Source organism: Nostoc sp. ChiQUE01b, from assembly GCF_034531255.1.
In the GTDB taxonomy this organism is placed as follows: domain Bacteria; phylum Cyanobacteriota; class Cyanobacteriia; order Cyanobacteriales; family Nostocaceae; genus Nostoc.
Window position 1 is genome coordinate 26,664 of sequence record NZ_JAVRBM010000004.1, and the last position, 19,784, is coordinate 46,447.

18 protein-coding genes and 2 pseudogenes are annotated in these 19,784 nt (G+C 42.2%); 11 read left to right on the forward strand and 9 right to left on the reverse strand.

What is annotated here, in order from left to right:
• Positions 1-60 precede the first annotated feature (60 nt).
• Positions 61-1,161, reverse strand: a pseudogene (locus tag RMY63_RS04045) (nickel-dependent hydrogenase large subunit); the annotation flags it as partial.
• Positions 1,162-1,277: 116 nt separating this feature from the next.
• Here RMY63_RS04045 and RMY63_RS04050 point away from each other — a divergent pair.
• The 3 genes from RMY63_RS04050 (at position 1,278) to RMY63_RS04060 (ending at position 4,124) form a co-directional block, all read left to right on the forward strand.
• Positions 1,278-2,762, forward strand: coding sequence for a site-specific integrase (locus RMY63_RS04050; protein WP_416212486.1), 1,485 nt, complete (start codon positions 1,278-1,280; stop codon positions 2,760-2,762).
• A 299-nt stretch (positions 2,763-3,061) separates the two neighbouring features.
• Complete coding sequence (locus RMY63_RS04055) at positions 3,062-3,865, forward strand: hypothetical protein (RefSeq protein WP_322727468.1); 804 nt, start codon at positions 3,062-3,064, stop codon at positions 3,863-3,865.
• 46 nt (positions 3,866-3,911) lie between these two features.
• Positions 3,912-4,124 carry a hypothetical protein gene (locus RMY63_RS04060; protein ID WP_322727469.1) on the forward strand — a complete coding sequence of 71 codons (213 nt, stop codon included), beginning with the start codon at positions 3,912-3,914 and terminating at the stop codon, positions 4,122-4,124.
• Positions 4,125-4,260: 136 nt separating this feature from the next.
• On the opposite strand, the gene RMY63_RS04065 is transcribed toward RMY63_RS04060, so the two are convergent.
• On the reverse strand, positions 4,261-4,593 hold the full coding sequence (locus tag RMY63_RS04065) for a DUF5615 family PIN-like protein (protein ID WP_322727470.1): 333 nt from the start codon (positions 4,591-4,593) through the stop codon (positions 4,261-4,263).
• Positions 4,590-4,820 carry a DUF433 domain-containing protein gene (locus RMY63_RS04070; RefSeq protein ID WP_322727618.1) on the reverse strand — a complete coding sequence of 77 codons (231 nt, stop codon included), beginning with the start codon at positions 4,818-4,820 and terminating at the stop codon, positions 4,590-4,592. Before RMY63_RS04070 ends, RMY63_RS04065 begins: the two co-directional genes overlap by 4 nt.
• Before the next feature lie 159 nt (positions 4,821-4,979).
• Here RMY63_RS04070 and RMY63_RS04075 point away from each other — a divergent pair, with 159 nt between their 5' ends.
• From RMY63_RS04075 to RMY63_RS04085, 3 genes are all read left to right on the forward strand, one after another.
• On the forward strand, positions 4,980-5,531 hold the full coding sequence (locus RMY63_RS04075) for a DUF6036 family nucleotidyltransferase (protein WP_322727471.1): 552 nt from the start codon (positions 4,980-4,982) through the stop codon (positions 5,529-5,531).
• Positions 5,528-5,842 carry a hypothetical protein gene (locus RMY63_RS04080; RefSeq protein WP_322727472.1) on the forward strand — a complete coding sequence of 105 codons (315 nt, stop codon included), beginning with the start codon at positions 5,528-5,530 and terminating at the stop codon, positions 5,840-5,842. Before RMY63_RS04075 ends, RMY63_RS04080 begins: the two co-directional genes overlap by 4 nt.
• Positions 5,843-6,167: 325 nt before the next feature.
• Entirely contained in the window at positions 6,168-6,317 is a 150-nt protein-coding gene (locus RMY63_RS04085; protein WP_322727473.1) for a hypothetical protein, read from the forward strand.
• 339 nt (positions 6,318-6,656) lie between these two features.
• On the opposite strand, the pseudogene RMY63_RS04090 reads toward RMY63_RS04085, so the two are convergent.
• The 5 genes and pseudogenes from RMY63_RS04090 to RMY63_RS04110 form a co-directional block, all read right to left on the reverse strand.
• Positions 6,657-7,166 (reverse strand): annotated as a pseudogene (locus RMY63_RS04090) (nickel-dependent hydrogenase large subunit); the annotation flags it as partial.
• Positions 7,167-7,308: 142 nt separating this feature from the next.
• Positions 7,309-8,271 (reverse strand): hydrogenase small subunit, encoded by a 963-nt coding sequence (locus RMY63_RS04095; protein ID WP_322727474.1) that lies wholly within the window; start codon positions 8,269-8,271, stop codon positions 7,309-7,311.
• A gap of 512 nt (positions 8,272-8,783) precedes the next feature.
• Entirely contained in the window at positions 8,784-9,401 is a 618-nt protein-coding gene (gene mreD / locus RMY63_RS04100) for a rod shape-determining protein MreD (protein WP_322727475.1), read from the reverse strand.
• A 25-nt stretch (positions 9,402-9,426) separates the two neighbouring features.
• Entirely contained in the window at positions 9,427-10,221 is a 795-nt protein-coding gene (gene mreC, locus RMY63_RS04105) for a rod shape-determining protein MreC (RefSeq protein ID WP_322727476.1), read from the reverse strand.
• 100 nt (positions 10,222-10,321) lie between these two features.
• Positions 10,322-11,329, reverse strand: coding sequence for a rod shape-determining protein (locus RMY63_RS04110; protein ID WP_322727619.1), 1,008 nt, complete (start codon positions 11,327-11,329; stop codon positions 10,322-10,324).
• 373 nt (positions 11,330-11,702) lie between these two features.
• On the opposite strand from RMY63_RS04110, the gene RMY63_RS04115 reads away from it, so the two are divergent.
• Positions 11,703-12,065, forward strand: a complete 363-nt coding sequence (locus tag RMY63_RS04115) for a single-stranded DNA-binding protein (RefSeq protein ID WP_322727477.1) — start codon at positions 11,703-11,705, stop codon at positions 12,063-12,065.
• A 192-nt stretch (positions 12,066-12,257) separates the two neighbouring features.
• On the opposite strand, the gene RMY63_RS04120 is transcribed toward RMY63_RS04115, so the two are convergent.
• Positions 12,258-13,001 (reverse strand): SIMPL domain-containing protein, encoded by a 744-nt coding sequence (locus RMY63_RS04120; RefSeq protein WP_322727478.1) that lies wholly within the window; start codon positions 12,999-13,001, stop codon positions 12,258-12,260.
• 62 nt (positions 13,002-13,063) lie between these two features.
• Here RMY63_RS04120 and RMY63_RS04125 point away from each other — a divergent pair, with 62 nt between their 5' ends.
• The 4 genes from RMY63_RS04125 to RMY63_RS04140 all read left to right on the forward strand — a co-directional run bounded on the left by RMY63_RS04125 (position 13,064) and on the right by RMY63_RS04140 (position 19,768).
• The gene (locus RMY63_RS04125; protein WP_322727479.1) at positions 13,064-13,207 is read left to right on the forward strand and encodes a hypothetical protein; all 144 of its coding nucleotides are present in this window, start codon (positions 13,064-13,066) and stop codon (positions 13,205-13,207) included.
• A gap of 118 nt (positions 13,208-13,325) precedes the next feature.
• Complete coding sequence (locus RMY63_RS04130) at positions 13,326-14,804, forward strand: cation:proton antiporter (protein WP_322727480.1); 1,479 nt, start codon at positions 13,326-13,328, stop codon at positions 14,802-14,804.
• A gap of 648 nt (positions 14,805-15,452) precedes the next feature.
• Positions 15,453-17,330: an N-acetylmuramoyl-L-alanine amidase gene (locus RMY63_RS04135; protein ID WP_322727481.1), complete on the forward strand. Its 1,878-nt coding sequence runs from the start codon at positions 15,453-15,455 to the stop codon at positions 17,328-17,330.
• A gap of 536 nt (positions 17,331-17,866) precedes the next feature.
• Positions 17,867-19,768: an N-acetylmuramoyl-L-alanine amidase gene (locus RMY63_RS04140; protein ID WP_322727482.1), complete on the forward strand. Its 1,902-nt coding sequence runs from the start codon at positions 17,867-17,869 to the stop codon at positions 19,766-19,768.
• The last annotated feature ends 16 nt before the right edge of the window (positions 19,769-19,784 follow it).

A 19,784-nucleotide genomic window follows, 5' to 3' on the forward strand; every position in this document is an offset into this window, starting at 1 on the left:
AACACAGCTAATGACTAACTGAAAAATAATTAGCCATTAGCTATTAGCCATTAGTATCTTTTAAGCAGTCCGAAAACGCGCCAACTCTTCACCAGTCTTAGCATCATGGGCGTGGACTGTACACACCAAACAAGAATCAAACGATCGCGCCACATGACCAACTTCCACAGGATCGCTAGAATCGTAAATGGGTGTCCCAATTAAAGCTTCTTCAATCGGGCCACGGATTCCTTCACCGTCACGAGGGCCAATATTCCAAGTACCAGGCGCAATAACTTGGTAGTTCTTTATCTTACCGCCCTCCACTTCTACCCAGTGAGACAAGGAACCCCGCGCTGCTTCCGTTGCACCCCAACCGCGTCCATCTTTTTCTGTGGGTTTAATATACCAGGGGTCGTTTAATTTGAACTCGCGCAAACAGTGTTCAGCTTGACGATATAACTTGACAATTTCGTGAACTCGTGCTAGTTGACGCACATGAATACTAGCGCCACCCATTCGTTTGAAGACATCGAGGATGAAGGGGTCATAGTGTTGCCAAGATTCGCCATGTTTGCCACCTGCGACTAATTGACGCGCTAACGGGCCAGCTTCTAAACGTCCGAAGTCTTTGTGCAGGACGGCACTTGCCCAAGAGTAAGCGTTATCGAAGTCTTTGGTATTATTTGCTATGGGTTTAGTGGTGCGATCGCCAGGATGAATATCTGCTATCCCTTCATCGTACCAGGAGTGAGTTGTATTCTCGCGGGTAAAGGACTGATCCATTAAAACGTGAGTATCAGTGAAGCTGTCATACACTCCACTTTTCATAATCATCGCCGCATTTCGTCCTTCAATGGTCGGCTTTTGGTATTTATCTTCATGGGCTAAATATCCCCAAGTGACATATTTACCAACGCCAGCGCCATATCTATCTAAACCGATGTCTAAACCCATGCGCCAATAAAAACCTAAGTCAGACTCTCGATGATTGCGGTTTTCATCCAACCAATCTAAAAAGTCATCATAACTTTGGATTTCTTCATAGCGTTCTAAAGAACAACCCAACCAAACTGGTTCTAACCAATTGGTGCGGAAATATTCCAGAATCGCCCAAGCGCGGGTAATATCTGTGAGAGTGGGGGCGCACATCACACCACCGGGAACCATATAACTGCTGTGGCAACTGGTGGTATCCTGAAAATGTTCCTGAGTAACTTGTTCTGTAAAGTGATTTTGCTCAACAATAACATTTTATTTTCACCATTTCAGCTTATAAATAAGGGAATATTTAGGGAATGAGCGAGCAAAATCAAAACCAGGGTAATTGCGATCGCCAAAAGTCAATATCGGAGACATATTCCCAATCTCCACATGAGGATGCAAACGCAGACTCAAGGGACTTATTCGCCGATATGTTTGCAGATTTTGAGCCGCAGAACACCACAGATGGCAGTTATAGGGGAACAATGGCGAAAATAAAAGCAACAGAACTACAGTATCAAGCAGTTTTTGAGCAGAAGTTAATCGAAGCTAATAGTAATTTAAAAAGGGATAGAGTTAAAGTTAGCATTAAACAAACTGGTAATTCCCTTCAGTTACGAGCTACCCTACCGTTAAAACCAGGCGATAGCAGCTTAGGTAAGGAAAAAAAGCAGTATGACTTGTCTCTAGGGATACCAGCAAATTTGGAGGGACTAAAAACTGCGATCGAGGAAAGTTACGAGTTGGGTAAATTAATCGCTCGCCATACTTTCGAGTGGAATGAGAAGTATTTAGGAATTAAGTCTAGAGAGAAACAAGAGATAAAAACCATTGGGGAATTATTAGATATATTTGCAGAAAAATATTATCAAAACCGTCAGCAGACTATCACTAGTCAAAATACTTTTGCTAATTATCAATCTGTTATTAAAAGAAACTTTCCTTTAAACACTTTGGCAACCAAAAATAACTTTGAAGAAATTATTAATTCATTTCAGGGAAATAAAAAAAATGAACTGATTGCGGTAACTTCCGTTTTTATTAAAACCTTTCAGTTGGGATTTACACTCGATGTAACACGGGATAATGTCACCCCAGCCCATCGAGAAATCCCCGACGATGATAAAATAGTATCTTCTTTTGAGCTATTTGAAAAATTCGCCCTCAACCGCAAAAATACAAACATCAGTGATGAAATCGACACCTGGGAAATGTGGCGTTGGGTATATGGAATGTTAGCAATCTTTGGGTTAAGACCAAGGGAACTATTTGTGCAACCAGATATTAATTGGTGGATATCTCCCCAAAATATCGACCATACTTGGAAAGTGAATAAAAATACAAAAACTGGATATCGAGAAGTTATACCTTTTGTACCTGAATGGATAGAATTATTTGATTTACAAAATCCCAAACCATTAAATATTTTAGAAAAAAAGGTGACAAAAATTGCATCTGTACAAAATATTAATTGGATGCGGAGAGATATATCCAGATGGTTTAGAAAAGTGGGAATTGAGTTTCAACCCTACGATTTGCGTCATGCTTGCGCGATTCGAGCGCATCTTCAGGGAATACCCATCAAAGCCGCAGCAGACAATTTAGGTCATACTGTTGATGAACATACAAAAACTTATCAGCGTTGGTTTGGCATTGAAAACCGGAAAAAAGCCTTTGGTGAGGTAATTAGTCAAAAGTCATTAATTGAATTGCAGAAAAATGAAATATTGGCGCTCAGGATGGAGAATGAAAGATTAAAGTTGGAAATTGAAAAGTTTAAATTCTCGGAGAATGTTTAACAATCGAGAGGACTGCGAACAGCTTTACCACCACGATTGAGAAAACAAGTATAAATCAATAGCGTTCAGTTAAGTCTAAAAACTAAAACAGGCGTAGTGACTGTCTTGATTGTCAAGTGCGATCGCTAAATTTTCAATGCATCATTTATTCTTGCTTTGAGAACTTAGTACAACTATAAATATCATATTTTTTATACTTATCTTAAGTAGAATCGCGGTTCTCATGAATAGAGAGCGATCGGTTAAGATGCAGAGATTATCTGGGGTGTGTAAACGGGGACGTTAAGGGGTTTGATTTTATGACGATAGATTTTGGTAGTATCAAAAATTACCATTGTGATAGAGGATTTGGGTTTGTCGGTCGTACTTTTTTTAATCCTAATGGAACAGTTTTCTTCCATATAAAAAAAATTCAGAAAAAACATCCTGAATTAGCCCAAAAATTGGATAATAGCGAAGCTTTTGAAACAGTCAATTTCTGGTATGAAATTGAAACAACTGAAAAAGGTGAACAAGTTAGTAAGCTTTGGCTAAACGCAGACAATATCCCTCAAAGCTACACACATGAATTATGTGGTTTGAGCCAAAGAGTAGAGAGTATCTGGAAAAAAGTAGACTCTTCAAAACCTAGTTGGCTTGACCTTGTAACGATAGAGTTAGTTGGAGTTGATCGTAGACATGAACTAAGTCTTGAGCGAGATAACTTAGAAAATCAACTTAGAGCGGCAGAGGAGGAGCGACGCAGGGAGACAGAAGCTTTACGCCAAAATGAAATTGCAAGAATAGCTAACAAGCATCGTTTAGAGAAAACGAAGGCTGATGAGTTGCATCAACTACTAACGGAGATGCGTCCTTTAGGTTTTACACATAGTGGGCAACTGTCGAAATATATTGTAAGATATCAACTTGGTTATAGATATCCAAATATCTCAGGTATTGTGATAATGGAAGATGGAGGTACAGAATGGGAGTTTCCTGGGGGATTTCCTCCAGAGATTTATACAATTATTTGTAGGGAACTCAGTTTGGATAACCAGAGGACGAGTGGTAGAGTAAAAGATTTTGAATCATTTCACGATATCAATTCAAAAAATCAAGAATAACGAAAAACTCAATCAAAAGTAAAACAGTAAATAGGATTAGACAGAAATGAGTAAACCCTTTTACAAAAATAAACTTACAGGCAATTATGGTGTCCTTGAAGAACAAGTAGTCTCAAGTCAGTCTTCCTATCTTCAACTTAGGCTTGTAAACGCTGTTGGCGGAATGATTGAGTTGAGTCATCAGCAGGAAAATGTCACGGCTGAAAATCTAGTTCAAGTCTCACCAGAGGAAGTCCAAAAGGCTTTACTAGGTTTTTAGTTAAGTAGCATTCTTTTTTCAAATTGGTATCACTCACGCCCGAATCACAGTGCGATCGTTGGTCTTGTAGGGTGCGTTAATGAAATGTAACGCACCTTATTACTGACTTGAACACAGTTGCGGTTTTTTAGTGCGATTATGAGAGGGCAAGCAATGATGAATTTTCATCTTCATAAAATAATTTGATCGTGCTGAACTCCCGACGCAGTAAATTTTCAACTTGTAAGGTAGAACAGTTTCCAAGTCTAAGCCAGATGACTTTTGGGGGATTCCCAAACAGTAAACTCAGATCGTGCATATCAGCATCTTTTGAGACGATCATAAAATCATTATCTTTTGCATAATTCCAAACTATCGGGTCTATTGTTGCTTTCATGCCTATATCTCGAACATGAAATGAGTCTGGAAAAAGATCGCTCAAACGAGTGGATAATTTAGGGGATAAGTTTTCATCAAACAGTAATTTCATGCTGATAATGGAGAAATCATAAGCCGACGTTCACGGTCAGCTGCATAAGCAATACAAGCTTTTAAATCTTCTCGCGTTAGATCGGGAAAATCATCAAGAATTTCCGCTTCGGTCATCTCGGAGGCTAGGTATTCAAGCACCTCATAAACTGTAATTCGCAAGCCACGTACACAAGGCTTACCACCGCGTTTATCCGCTTCGATTGTGATATAGTTTCTGTAATTCATAGGTGGCTGTGCATTCTTGCCAGTTTGTCCGATCGTACCATGTATTTCTGCTAAAAACTCAATAATTTCACTGTTAAACATCTTTGAGAAATGCGATCGCTCAATAGACAATGCTCAAAAAAAGTCGCAAATTGAGGAAGCTAATCACGGCAATAAAATATGCGCCCAAATGTTGACTCTCAGAAAATAGAACGACTTATGCAAGCCTTGGGTAGAGAAGCTCAAGGTTCAGGCTGCATTTACTTTACAGGTGGTGCTAGTGCCTTATTAATTGGGTGGCGTAGTTCTACGATTGATGTTGATATTCGTCTAGACCCTGAACCACCAGGCATTTTTCAAGCGATCGCCAAGCTCAAACAAGAATTAAACATCAATATCGAATTGGCATCTCCACAGGATTTCTTGCCACCTCTTCCAGGATGGCGTGATAGAAGCGTATTCATTGGCAAACGAGGTCAAATTTCGTTTTATCACTATGATTTTACAGCCCAAGCTCTTTCTAAACTATCCAGGGGATTTGATCGTGACATTAAAGATATTGAAGCCATGTACAAACAGAAATTATTTTCTTTGAATGAACTACGGAATTGCTTTGAAGCAATTGCACCTGAACTAATCAGATTCCCCTCTCTTAACCCTGATGTACTTAGAACCAGAGTCGAGAACTTTATTGAACGTTTTGAAGATAAACTGGAGGAGGATCAATTATGAATCTCAATGAATTGCCAGGAGCCGAGATCATCTTGCCTGGACTCAGTGATCTTCACAATGGTGAGTGCAATACAATTGGGGCATTGCTAGTTGCGATCGCGGCAACGCGCTTAACTGAAGCCGGTTTAGATATCCCAAAAGATCGCCTAGTCCCAGAGCCAGAGCTAACTTTATATGACCGTCTCCAAGATGAACGAGACGATGCTTACCTTTACTATAATGCTTTGCTAAATCTCCTCAATAGCTTTTGCAATGCACTCGAACTCAGTTATAAATATAAGCCGTCTAACTTCACCGTGAAACATCTTTGAGAAAAGCGATCGCTCAACCCCGAATGACATTTGGCAAAGAAGACCTGTAGCCAAGTTTGCTTGAGAAAGCAGCCGTATAAGGGAAATTAGTTCGTGGAAACCACGCCCCTATGGTTAACAATTGCTTCCCATCTGCTTTGTAATTATGAGAGGGCAAGCAATGATGAATTTTCATCTTCATAAAATAATTTGATCGTGCTGAACTCCCGACGCAGTAAATTTTCAACTTGTAAGGTAGAACAGTTTCCAAGTCCAAGCCAGATGACTTTTAGGGGATTCCCAAACAATAAAGGGATGATTGAGGCTGACGCGGGGATTATAGTTGATGCAAATTCCAGAATCATCCCGCAATTATGCAACGCCGGAAATGGTTATGATGCTTGATATATTGGGATTTGGGAAAACGATCGCTCAATTTCCAAACAAAGAAATTAATACTTATATACACAATTTAGAATGTGATTTTTTAAATTAATATAATACTATTTGCGTATTTATATTGATAAAAAACCGGGTTTATATTTCAAGGTTAAAAAATAATTATACTGAACTACTTGTCTTGGACTTTCTTAACTGCGTAGACGTGGAGCGGCTTGTCGCTAGACATCGCTAATCTAGGTTAGGGAAAAATTAGGTAATACCAGAGAAAATCAAATAACTTTTAGCAGAGAAAAATAAATGGATTTGCTGCTTGCTATCTTTGCTTATGGCGTAGCTGATTGTGGGTTTATCCCCTAATTTAAGGAAAAGCCAGGGAATCATTACACCTATCCTGGCAAATCCTTACTATATAAGCAATTTTCCAACTTATTTCCATATAACTGCTGTGGGGCCATTGTCCGCCCAATAGTGCATAAATTTCTACGGGTTTAGCGGAAATTGTTATGCCTAGTTCGTAAGATTTGCCTGTGAAAGCAGCAAAGCGTCTGGTAGCTTCCTCATAAAAGCGACTATTGCGGTATTTTTTATTAGTTAAGTCAATGGCAAACAGTCCATAAAAATAGCGGGGGATGCTTTGAATGGTTTCGACAATTTGACCGAGATTTCTTGCCAAAATTGCATTGCGGGGAACTTCTGTTTCCCAAGCTGTATCTAATGCCCAAGATGCACAGGTTAAGTGAGAACCGCCACAAATGCCGCAAATGCGAGGTGTGACAATTAATCCGGCTTGGGGGTCTTTACCGCGTAAGATAACTTCAAATCCGCGAAATAGTTCGGCGTGTGTCCAGGCGTTGACTACTCTTCCATGTTCAATATCGACTCGAACATCTAAATCGCCTTCAACTCTACCGACGGGCGATATATCTAATGATTGAATTCCCATTCGCTTCTCCTTTAATTGTTGAGGGGAGTGGGGAGTGGGGAGTGGGGGTGGGAACTGGGGCATTAATTATTTCTTCCTTATCCCCCTCATCCCCTATTCCCTACTCCCTACTCCCTACTCCCTACTCCCTACTCCCTATTCCCTAAACTGTAAAAAAGTCTTCTTCTGCCCAAGGTGGTGCGGCGTCTTTGGCGACCATTGTGAGTAAGGCGTAGTCTTTTTTGTTCACTCCTGGCGGTAATTCTTTGGGAACTCCCATTACTGTTTGGGTTTTGAATACGGTTCCCGGTTTAAGGTCAAAGAAGGGAAATTCTGGTTCTGTGCAACCTAAACAAGGCATTCCGGCGCGAGTTTTGGAAGAGACACGGTTCCATAAGATGCGGTTGCAGGAAGAATGAGTCATAGGACCGCGACAACCCAAGTCATAAAATAGGCAACCTTTACGCTGACCAAATTCGGCGGTTGAGGCTTTGTAGGCAAAGTGGACGTTGCGGGTACAACCTGTTTGGGTATAGGTGTTGAAGAAAGTTTGGGGACGATTTAGTTCATCGAAAGCAATATCTGCTATGCGTCCAGTAGCGATCGCAACTAATATCTGCGTAATCCAGTCGGGATGGGCGGGACATCCAGGTATATTAATTACAGGTAATCCAGCTTGAGATACAAAGTCTTTACCTAAAAAGCCGCCTTCTTGACGTTTGAGAAATTGCAAACCTTCCGACTCGCTAGGGTTGGGTGACATGGCGGGAATTCCCCCCCATGTGGCACAATCTCCCACGGCGACAATAAATTTAGCAACTTTGGCGAGGTCTGCTAACCAATCTTTCATGGCGCGATCGGCAAACCGATTCCATTCACCAGTGCCATTGGGGGCATTAACAACGCTGCCTTCAAATACCAAGATATCCAAAGGAATTGCGCCAGAAATGCAATCCCGCAACAGTGTTTGTAAGTCGTTGCCTAGTTCCAATCCCAAGGAAGGATGCCAAAGTACCTTGATACCAAAATCAGCAATTAAATCGCAGACTGTCGGTTCTTCAGCGTTGAGAAATGACATGGTGTTGCCTGAACAAGCACCACCTTGTAGCCATAATACGTTAGTCATCGGCTATGCATTTTTCTATTGTTTCCCATGCATGATGTAGGTGATAATGCTTGTAAAGTCTCACCTGTTTATCAATATTTGTTTTTCAATAGTAAGATATTTTTTATCTAATTTACTTTCATTAAAAAAGAATTAATCATTAACAAGAAATTAAATTATCTCAAGATTATTTTAAAAGGCTATGTCTGTTATATATGTGACACATTTCATAAGTAGTAGTGCAAAATTAAATATACATTGTCATTGCGAGTGTAGCGGAGCGAAACGTTCGCGAAGCGTCTAGAAGTGAAGCAATCGCAAGGTTTTGGGATTGCTTCACTTCGTTTGCAATGACATAAATAATTTTGCATAACTACTTAAATGCAAAATAGTAGATAGCAATCCGATTTGTTAAATTGTGGGTAAGAACTTCAAACCCTCTCCCCTGCTCCCCTACGGTCTCAATGTGTAAATTAAAGCTTATATCCCCTTCCTAACTCTTGTACAGACGCGATTAATCGCGTCTCCCTTTACTATTGCTCCAACAATTTTATCCGTTGCCACCAAAGATTCAAGGGATAATAGACCACAGGTGCCCACAGACTACTCAGAATGGCAGAGGCAAGAGCGACACGCTGATAATATGTCCAAATATCTGTCACCTTGCGCTCATTGCCCAGCAAAGTTAATTGCAACCCAAAGATAGTTTCTGCCAAAACTGCCATAACAAAGACAATTACAGCAATCGAAATAAAATCTTCTTCGATAAAACGCTGTTTCTGAAGCAGAGCAGTTAAAGCCCCCACTATACCTAAACTGATGGCATGAGTAGGGTTAAGTGATGTCATTGAATCTTGAAGTAGCCCCAGAACTATACCTGCCAATGCTCCAGCAAACACCGTGCGCTTCACACTCCAAGCTACCACCCAAATTAACAGCCAGTTAGGGCCAATTCCTAACAATTCCATACCTGGAAATCGGGTTGGTAATAATAGTAAACATAACAGTACAGAACTAGCCGTCACTATCCAACCAAACAACTGACGTATACCGGGATGCCAACGAGCAAGTGGCTGGATTCGGAATTTCGATTTTCGCGCTGACGATTTTGGCTTTTTCTGCCTGCTACCAACAAATGCAGGAATCTTCATTTTTCTATGGATTTTTTCAAAGAATTTACTTAGACTTTTGCGGCACTTGATTTGCCGATTCTTGGTTTTCTGGCTTGGGATAAACAGCTACCCAATCGAGAGAGCGGATTGGCGGAAAAAGCTCAATTTTCGCCACTGACGCCGGAAGTTTCTTTAAATCCAGCGACTTGATTCGTCCTACTGCCAAACCGGAGGGAAATTTCTGACTATAAGTAGATGTGGAAACTAAATCTCCTACTTTGACATTTGGAACTTTTTCATAAAACTCCAGCACTGCTTCAGCAGAAGAATCTCCTCGCAAAACGCCTTTAGCTGCTGTGCGGCTAACTGATACACCCACTTGACTCTTGAGGTCACTGATTAACAACACACGGCTAGTATTAGGAGTTACACTCTCTACCAAACCCACCAATCCGCCTTCTGCTTTGACTATAAAGCCTTCCTGAATCCCCGCATTTGCACCGCGATTCAGTGTCACTTGTTGCCACCACTGGTCAGCACTACGTCCTACCACCCGTGCTGGAATTGGTTGTGATGCTAGCGGCTCTTTTTCCACATAGCCTAATAAATCTTGTAACTTTGTCTTTTGACTTTCCAAATCTACTATACGGGTTTGCAATTCCATTATCCGGGCATCTCTAAGACGTTCTTCTGGAGTTGGCCCTGACTGCAACATCTCTAATGGACGGGTAATTGCCTGGTATGTCTCAAGCACTAGTTCACCTTGAGTCTGTCGCAATATCGAAGCACTACCAACTACTAAAGCTAACAACCCAATTTGCAACCCTTTACGATCCCACCAACGCCGTATTGTCACCATATATACCTGTATGTACTTATATAAATTAAGTTCTACTTGGATTCTATTTATATAAAACCCAAATAGAACTCAAATAGAACTCAATTCTGATATTTTTTTGCTACATATTGCGAGAGCTTTCGATGACAACTCGTTCCAACTGTTTAAAGTTTTCTAACACACGACCTGTTCCCAGCACAACACAGCTCAAAGGATCAGCAGCAATGTGGGTAATAATCCCTGTTTCATGGCTAACGAGGGTATCTATGCCTTTGAGCAAAGCACCGCCACCAGCTAACATAATACCTCTGTCAATAATGTCTGCTGCCAGTTCTGGCGGTGTGCGTTCCAGTGTCCGCTTCACAGCTTCTATAATTACTGATAGCGGTTCCAACATACTTTCACGGATTTCTGGGGCTTTGATTGTTACAGTTCGCGGTAGACCAGAAAGCAGGTGTAAGCCTCGGACTTCCATCATGGCGTCATTATCATCACTAGTTGGATAGGCAGAACCAAGCCGAATCTTGATTTCCTCAGCAGTACGTTCACCAATGACTAAATTATGAACTTTCTTAATATACTGAACGATCGCATCAGTTAGTTCATCTCCAGCAATGCGTACTGATTCGCTGATTACCGTACCTTGAAGACTCAGCACTGCAACTTCTGTTGTCCCACCACCAATATCGATGATCATGTTGCCAGTTGCTTCGGCAACAGGTAGTCCTGCACCAATAGCCGCAGCTACAGGTTCATCAATTAAATAAACTTTTCTTGCTCCTGCTTGGTGAGCTGCATCCATGACGGCTCGCCTTTCTACTCCTGTGACGCCACTGGGAATACCAATGACAATCCGGGGTAAAATTAGAGATTTACCTTCATTTACACGCTGAATAAAGCTTTTGAGCATCAGCTCGGCTATATCAAAGTCAGCGATTACACCATCCCGCAAAGGACGGAGAGCAATCACATTTCCCGGTGTGCGACCGAGCATTTTTTTGGCTTCTTCTCCTACTGCTAGTGCTACCTTTTCGTTGACATCGATCGCAACTACAGAAGGTTCTTGTAGTACAATACCTTTACCAGATACATAAACTAGGGTGTTTGCAGTACCGAGGTCGATACCCATATCCCATGAAGTGCGAAAGTTCCTAAAAATACCCACGCGTCTGTAAGCCCCCTATGTGCGATACTTTTTGACTACAACGGTAAGAGTTAATCGTGCTTGATTCGATTATGTTTGTATCCTGAGTTGAGTAAACTAGACAATATTTTTATATGATTCCCAGAAATATTTAGTATGTCTCAAGCGCCGTACTTTTTGATATTCTCTGGTCAGATTAGTATATCCGTATACTTTTATGTGTTTACTCCAAATAGTGTGTATAAATTTTCAAGTCAATTATATTGTTAACTGTTTAACACATTATTTTCAAGTCTTTCACAATTCGCTATGATAAAAGTCGAAATTGCTAAGTACGTTTGTACTGAAAGGTAACACAATGAGTATCAATGTTGTCACCCTCATTGGTCGTGTAGGCGGCGACCCAGAGATTAAGTATTTTGAGTCTGGTAGTGTGAAGTGTAGATTGACACTAGCTGTTAATCGTCGCACAAAAGAAGGTGAACATACCGACTGGTTTAATTTGGAACTATGGGGAAAAACGGCGGAGGTGGCAGGTAATTATGTACGTAAAGGCAGGCAAATTGCTGTCAAAGGTTCTTTGAAGTTTGACACATGGAGCGATCGCCAAACAGGAGCAAACCGATCATCCCCAGTTATCCAAGTAGATCAGCTGGATTTATTAGGCTCTAAGCGAGATGCAGAAGGCAATACAGGAGATATGTCTTCAGAACATTTTTAATTGGGCATTGGGCATTAAACCAATTCGCAATTCGCAATTCGCAATTCGCAATTACGTGTTGTAACGGGGATTTAGACCCCGCCACAACACTTGCGGCTTGGTAGAAGCCGGAGATTTAAACCCCTACACTTTGTTAATTATTAGTCCTTTGCCTTTACAAATGACAAAGGACTAATGACTAATGACAAATGACTAATAACTAATTTGCAACGTCACCGATGCTTCTACTTCTTGTTCACCACCAACAATGGGGGTAGAAGCATCAGCTGATTTCGCAGCCTCAGCCCGTAAAAACATTGGTGGTGGTGGAGGCGCACTAGCATTATTAACTTGAATGCTCACTATTTCTTTGGATTTAAAACCCAAGGCACTGAAAACGGCATCAGCTTGCTGCCGTGCGTCTTGAGTAGCTTCTTTTAATGCTTGCTTTTGAGCAGCGGCGATCGTTTCATCATTCGCAACAAAACTAATGCCGTTAATTTGTGTCGCACCGGCTTTGACTGCATCATCCAATAATGTCCCAGCTTGCTCAACAGGAATTCTAAAACTTACAGTGTTATTGGCAGCATAGCCTGTAATCCGCTGCACATTATTGGTATAGCTGTAAACCGGATTGAGCCGGATACCAGTGGTTTGTAATTTTTCAACATTTTTGCTCTTGAGAAACGCAACTACCGCCGATGACCTCTGAGCGGCTTCTTGCTGTACTTCTTGGGCTGTTTTCCCCTGAATTTCTACTCCTAAACTTACTTGTGCTAGAGTTGTCGGAATTGTTTCGACTCCGCGACCACTGACACTAAGGGTTCGCCACAATTTATCTTTTTCTTGTGCGAATGCAGGTAGTACAAAGGTTGTACATAAAAGCATTGCTAAAGGCAGTATTTTCCACAAGTTTCCCGATGGAAACTGAGAACCGGGTAAAGCGGCTCTAGTCATAATATTTGCACTCCTCAAAGTATCCACAGATGTTTTGAATAAACGTATGTAGCAATCTTCTGGTGGTTGTTGAGAGTCAACAGCCACCACAAGTTTTTCACAACTCAAGTGCGATCGCCAGATACGATTTATATGTTCTTACTTTGACACAGCGATCGTCAAAAGCTGAAATGGTTACATTTTTGGATACTAAAAAAATATACTAATACTGCACAGCATAAATGAAACGTCTACACTGTATTCATTTTGAATTCAGATTATGTCTTTATATGATGTTTTTCAGAAACGCGTCAAAATCAAAGAGAAGGATTTTCAGAGAACGTAATGCATTTGTTAGAACCAATCAACTTCTCTTTTCCTCTGCTGGCCAGCGCAACACAAGCCGCAGACAGTTCAATGGTAGTCGAAGCAGTGCTACTAAGCTTAGTAGTCATTTATCTCGCCAGCAAAGTTGGTGGAGAGTTATCAAACCAAGTGGGTTTGCCGCCCGTCTTAGGCGAACTCGTTGGTGGTGTGGTAGTTGGTATCTCTGTTTTCCATCTTTTAGTGTTTCCAGAAGGCGGCACAGACAGTTCTAACTCTTTGATTGTGTCCTTCCTTCAAACCACTGCTGGTTTAACGCCCCAAGCCGCTCCAGCAGTGTTTGCAGCCCAGTCCGAGGTCATTTCCGTTTTGGCAGAATTGGGTGTGATCATTCTGCTGTTTGAAATCGGCTTGGAGTCGAATTTAAAAGATTTAATGGCAGTTGGTATCCAAGCCACTGTCGTCGCAGTAGTTGGGGTAACAGTACCCTTTGCCGCTGGGACTGTGGGACTGATGACTTTGTTTGGTATTAGCGCTATACCTGCAATTTTTGCAGGGGCGGCTTTGACTGCTACTAGTATTGGGATGACATCCAAAGTGCTGTCAGAACTGGGGCGACTCAATTCTAAAGAAGGGCAGATTATTTTGGGTGCTGCTGTAATTGACGATGTACTAGGAATCATCGTTTTAGCGGTAGTAGCTAGCCTAGCTAAAGACGGCGTGGTGGATGTCAGCAAAGTCATTTACTTGATTATCAGCGCCACTGGTTTTATTTTGGGAGCAATCCTACTAGGGAATGTTTTTAATAAGTCCTTTGTAGCGATCGCTGATCAACTCAAAACACGTGGAGGACTGGTAATCCCAGCATTCATCTTTGCTTTTGCTATGGCATACCTGGCTGCCGTCATCCAGTTAGAAGCAATTCTGGGAGCTTTTGCAGCTGGTTTAGTTCTAGAAGAAACAGATAAGCGTAAAGAACTGCAAAGGCAAGTCTGTCCCATTGCCGATATGTTAGTGCCAATTTTCTTTGTGACTGTTGGCGCAAAAACCGATTTGGGAGTTTTAAACCCAGCAATTCCCGACAATCGGGAAGGTCTAATTATGGCAACTTTCCTGATTACAGTAGCCATTCTCGGTAAAGTAATCACAGGCTTAAGCGTGTTTGGTCAACCGGGAATCAACCGTTTAGCGATCGGTGTAGGGATGATTCCTAGAGGCGAGGTTGGGTTAGTGTTTGCTGGTGTCGGCGCTGCCAGTGGCGCTCTCTCCAAACCATTAGGGGCAGCAATTATCATGATGGTTATCTTGACAACCTTTTTAGCTCCTCCTTTGTTACGATTTGTGTTTCCAGATCCAAAAACCGTGGACGGAAGCTCAGAGCAACTAATTTTAGACAGTTCCTCTGGGACTTCGTTGGTAATTGAACCACCTCAATCGAGGGTGCCAGCATCAAATGACAGCAGCAATTTCGGAGTAACCCCAGATTCTGGCGATCGTTAATTATTGCGAATGGGGAATGGGGAATGGGGCATTGAGAAGAGACAAGGTAGACAAGGAAGAGGGGGGAGATAAGGAAGAGACTTGTTCAATAATTCCCCCTCATCCCCCTTGTCCCCCTTGTCTCCCCTGCTCCCCTGCTCCTCTGCTCCAATTGTGCACTGGAAACTTCTATCCTCAAATCTCCGTCCCGTGTGATTGTAGAATAATCATTTGTTTATAATTTCTACTAGCATTCAGAATGTTACTTAATTTCTAGTCTCCCTTGGCTTGTGAGCCTTTATCTAAATATTTTTCAGATAATTGGGGAATAACACTCATAAATTTTGCTAGATCGTTTGACAGTAATGGGAATTATTTACTCAGTGCATCGATGGCAACAAAGAACAAACACTTATCAGTAAACAGCTATCAATTATCAGTTTTCTAGCTTTATTGGGAGTCAGAGTTCTCTACCTGTAAAGGTGGAAGGTTTCGCATGGGGATTTAAACTGAATTTGAAACCTGATAAATGATTTAAGTGTGTCTAAATACCAGCTTAAAAATCAAAAAAGGGATTCAAAGGTCAAGTTGAGGTAATGATGGTGTGATGATTTACCAATGAGTTGAGATATTGACGGCTCCCATGAATGTGAATTAGGAGAAAGGACTGTGAAATTACACTGGTTACTACCCAGCACTATTGGAACTATCTTCATGTTATCGTCGCCAGCAATGGCCGCGAGACTTGAATCTTGGCGCTTTGATGCCAATCAAAACAGGCTGGAAATTAATACTGTAGGAGCAGTTCAACCCCAAGCACAATTAATTTTCAATCCAACTCGGCTGGTAATTGATTTGCCGGGAACTACATTTGGTCGTCCGCAGTTAACCCAACAGGTGGGTGGTGGAATTCGCTCAATCCGTGTTGGACAGTTTGATGTAGATACAACACGCATAGTTGTTGAACTAACTCCTGGTTACACTTTAGACCCCAAACGAGTGCAATTTGTTGGTAGAACTGGCGATCGCTGGACGGTACAATTACCGAAGCCAGTAGTCGAAAAAGTAGCTGATTCTCCTAGAAGTGCTTACAGTGTAGTTACCCCAGACTCTCAACCTCAACCTAATATTTCAAGGGTTGCCACTACTACACGAGGGGCAACTCAAATTGAAAACTTACAAGTAACAGGCGATGGGTTGTTCATTCGTACCAGTGGTGGTAATCCTCCGATTCAGGTAATTCGTAGCCGCGATCGCGCTACCATCTTCGTAGATATCTCTGGTGCATCTTTATCACCACGTCTAACGCAGCAGAGGAATATACCCGTTAACAAACATGGTATTAGCCGCGTCGAATTCACCTCATTGCAAACCCAACCTCCCGGTGTCCGTCTAACTTTGCGGGTAGATAGAAATAGCCCCGATTGGCGAGCAACTAATAGTAACAATGGTGGTTTGATAGTTTTACCTAGTCGCCTTGTCAGATTGCCTAGAAGTAATAATTTAGACAATCAGTCAGAAGCCGTTTCCTTACCCAGTAGAGCATCTGTCAATAACTCGCCAGCAATAATTGAGTCTGTGCAACTTGCTGATAATGGCAAACAACTGCTAATTCGAGGCAACCAACCTTTATCTGCTACGGGAACCTGGGATAGATCCTCAGGTATCTTCCGCGTCACAATTACCAATGCCAAGTTAGCTACCAGAGTTACAGGGCCTACTTTTGCTCCCAATAGCCCCATTCTTCGGGTACGTCTGCAACCTCAAGCATCTAATACAGTGGTTGTTTTAATTCAACCAGCAGGCGGAGTGCAACTTGGGCAACCCCAGCAAATCGGCGACCAGCTTTTGGCTCTACCAATACAAGGTTCTCGGCGAGTTGTCACCCTCCCCGGAAGACCTGCCTTTGCTTTACCTGGGCTACCACCGCCAAACCGCGGGCCATTCCCTGACCCAAACAATCCAAATCCTCAACCCTTAATACAACCACAGCGCCGAGTTACCAATGGGCGAGTGGTAGTCCTGATTGACCCCGGACATGGCGGTAAAGATTCAGGAGCAGTAGGGATTGGGGGGGCACGCGAAAAGGATGTTATTTTACCTATTGGTAAGAGACTTGCTGAGATTTTACAGCAAAATGGCGTACAGGTTGTTATGACACGGGACTCTGACTATTTTGTTACCCTTCCGGGACGCGTGCAATTAGCAGAGCGAGCGAATGCTGATGTATTTGTAAGCATCCACGCTAATTCAGCAGGTGCGAGTCGTCCAGATGTTAATGGCTTAGAAACGTATTATTACGACAGTGGTTTGGGTCTAGCTCGCACTGTCCATAACAGTATTCTCCAAAGCCTGAATATCAGAGACAGGGGAGTGCGGCGAGCCAGATTTTATGTCCTCAGAAAAAGTTCTATGCCGTCCATTCTCGTAGAAACGGGTTATATGAGTGGTCGGCAGGATATGGCTAGGCTCAGAACTTCAGCTTACCAAAATCAAATGGCAGAAGCGATCGCTCGTGGCGTTCTTCAGTATCTCAAGAGAAGATAAGTAATACCAATTCAAAATTCACGCATTCAAAATTCACGCATTAAGAAAGCCAGACATCACAAAGGTTTAGGAGTATGTATCTGTCGCATTCTTTTGTAAAATTGGTGTAATTTAGTTTAAATTTATAAATTGTTCAGTAAGTACATCTAATCTTTACCATTTTTATCCAATTTAGTAGTAAAACAATTTAAGTATTCTTGCGGCGGGATAGGAGTAGCTTCTTTGTTATTGTCATTTGATACTTTGCAAGTCAACAGATTTTGGATTTTGGATTTGTATCACCTACAACAGGTGTTAGTGTAGCAGGACGCTAGTCTGGCAAGAAACTAAAATTGGGAATCTAAAATTTAAAATTAGCAGTCAAATTTATATAGGCTAATGACATGGCAAAATCAGAGGAGCGTGCTATATTTTACGCCATTAGCTGTGTCTGAAATAACAGCGCAAAACTCAAGTGTGCGCGGTGACGGTGTGAGGATTAGCCAATATGTTGAGATGTTGACGGCTCCCATAAATGTGAATCAGGAGAAAAGACTGTGAAATTACGCTGGTTACTATCCAGTACTATTGGAACCATCTTCATGCTATCGTCGCCGGCAATGGCCGCGAGACTTGAATCTTGGCGTTTTGATGCCAATCAAAACAGGCTGGAATTTAATACTCAAGGGGATGTTCAACCCCAAGCACAATTAATTTTTAACCCGACTCGTCTAGTAATTGATTTACCAGGAACCTCATTTGGTCGCCCACAGCTAACCCAACAAGTGGGCGGTGCAATTCGTTCGATCCGTGTTGGGCAGTTTGACGAACAAACAACGCGCATAGTGGTTGAACTCACTCCTGGTTATAGTTTAGACCCAAAACGAGTGCGATTTGTGGGTACAACTGGCGATCGCTGGACAGTGCAATTACCGACGCCAGAAGCCGACAATCTCCCCGCAAGAAACACTGAGGGGCAACCAGAGCAAGCTATAGCTACTGATACTTCACCCAGAACATCTACACCAACATTCCCCCCAAGGAATATTTACAATGTGGTGACAAACGGCTCTGTAAATCCACTTAACAACAGAACGCTTGTCGCCAAAGTTACTCAAATTGAGAAATTACAAGTCACAGGTGATGGTTTTTTCATTGCTACAAGTGGTGGTAATCCTCAAATTCAGGTAAATCGTAGCAACGATCAAAAAGCAATTAACATTGACATTGCTGGCGCAACTCTATCACCAAGTTTAGAGCAGCGAGATTTGTCGATTAATCGCTATGGTGTCAGCCGTATCCAGTTCACCCAGCTGCAAACCAGCCCATCTGTTGTTCGCTTGACCTTACAAGTAGATCAAAATAGTCCAAATTGGCGAGCAACCACTAGCAGTGTTGGTGGTTTTGTGGTTCTACCCAGTCGTGGGGTTGCCCAGCTGCCTGGAACTAACAATCCACGTCCCATAACACCAAGTAGTACAACTGCTAGCATTCAGTCTGTACAACTGGCTAATAATGGCACACAACTGCTAATTCGAGCCGACCAAACTTTATCTGCTACAGGAGGCTGGGATAGAACCTCTGGTCTGTTCCGCATCACTATCAACAATGCTAAGTTAGCTCCCAAAGTCACAGGCCCTACTTTCAATCCTAATAGCCCGATTCTGCGAGTACGCCTGCAACCACAAGAATCCAACACTGTCACCGTCTTAGTTCAACCAGCAGCCGGAGTACAAATTGGGGAACTCAACCAAGTTGGCGACCAGCTTTTAGCTTTAGAATTACGACGCTCTAATAGCAGCATCACACCGCCCATTACTTTACCTCCCCTGCCATCAGTAGACCAAGGTCAATTACCAAATCCCATAGATAATCCCCGTCCCATCTCCCAGCCACGGCCACGCCCCTCAGTTCCTAAAGGGAAATTGCTGGTAGTTATTGACCCAGGACATGGGGGAAAAGACTCAGGTGCCCCTGGTCTTGGGGGACTTTTGGAAAAGAATGTCATTTTGCCTATTGGGAAAAGGGTAGGAGCAATTTTAGAGCAAAATGGTGTACAAGCAGTGCTAACGCGGGATGCCGACTTTTTCGTAGAACTTCAGGGACGGGTAGATATTGCCAAGCGGGTTAATGCGACTTTGTTTGTCAGCATTCACGCTAATTCCGTTGATAATCGCCCTGATGTCAATGGGTTAGAAGTATATTATTTCGATAGTGGTTACCATCTGGCTGAAGTAGTTCGTAAAACCATTCTCCAGGACATCGGTACTATCAAAGACCGGGGAACCCGCAAAGCCAGATTCTACGTTCTGAGGAAAAGCTCTATGCCTTCGATTTTGGTAGAAACAGGCTATATGACTGGTTACGAGGATAATCCCAGATTAGGAACACCAGAATATCAAAATCGGATGGCAGAAGCGATCGCTCGTGGCATTCTAAAATACTTACAGCAGAGGTAATATATTACAAAATACT

Coding starts and splice junctions, on each gene's coding strand:
- RMY63_RS04075 (WP_322727471.1), top strand. CDS start 4,980: ATGCGCCCAAATGTTGACTCTCAGAAAATAGAACGACTTATGCAAGCC.
- RMY63_RS04115 (WP_322727477.1), top strand. CDS start 11,703: ATGAGTATCAATGTTGTCACCCTCATTGGTCGTGTAGGCGGCGACCCA.
- RMY63_RS04065 (WP_322727470.1), bottom strand. CDS start 4,593: ATGAAATTACTGTTTGATGAAAACTTATCCCCTAAATTATCCACTCGT.
- RMY63_RS04060 (WP_322727469.1), top strand. CDS start 3,912: ATGAGTAAACCCTTTTACAAAAATAAACTTACAGGCAATTATGGTGTC.
- RMY63_RS04095 (WP_322727474.1), bottom strand. CDS start 8,271: ATGACTAACGTATTATGGCTACAAGGTGGTGCTTGTTCAGGCAACACC.
- RMY63_RS04085 (WP_322727473.1), top strand. CDS start 6,168: ATGCAAATTCCAGAATCATCCCGCAATTATGCAACGCCGGAAATGGTT.
- RMY63_RS04130 (WP_322727480.1), top strand. CDS start 13,326: ATGCATTTGTTAGAACCAATCAACTTCTCTTTTCCTCTGCTGGCCAGC.
- RMY63_RS04110 (WP_322727619.1), bottom strand. CDS start 11,329: ATGGGTATCGACCTCGGTACTGCAAACACCCTAGTTTATGTATCTGGT.
- RMY63_RS04080 (WP_322727472.1), top strand. CDS start 5,528: ATGAATCTCAATGAATTGCCAGGAGCCGAGATCATCTTGCCTGGACTC.
- RMY63_RS04070 (WP_322727618.1), bottom strand. CDS start 4,820: ATGAATTACAGAAACTATATCACAATCGAAGCGGATAAACGCGGTGGT.
- mreD (WP_322727475.1), bottom strand. CDS start 9,401: ATGAAGATTCCTGCATTTGTTGGTAGCAGGCAGAAAAAGCCAAAATCG.
- mreC (WP_322727476.1), bottom strand. CDS start 10,221: ATGGTGACAATACGGCGTTGGTGGGATCGTAAAGGGTTGCAAATTGGG.
- RMY63_RS04120 (WP_322727478.1), bottom strand. CDS start 13,001: ATGACTAGAGCCGCTTTACCCGGTTCTCAGTTTCCATCGGGAAACTTG.
- RMY63_RS04055 (WP_322727468.1), top strand. CDS start 3,062: ATGACGATAGATTTTGGTAGTATCAAAAATTACCATTGTGATAGAGGA.
- RMY63_RS04050 (WP_416212486.1), top strand. CDS start 1,278: ATGAGCGAGCAAAATCAAAACCAGGGTAATTGCGATCGCCAAAAGTCA.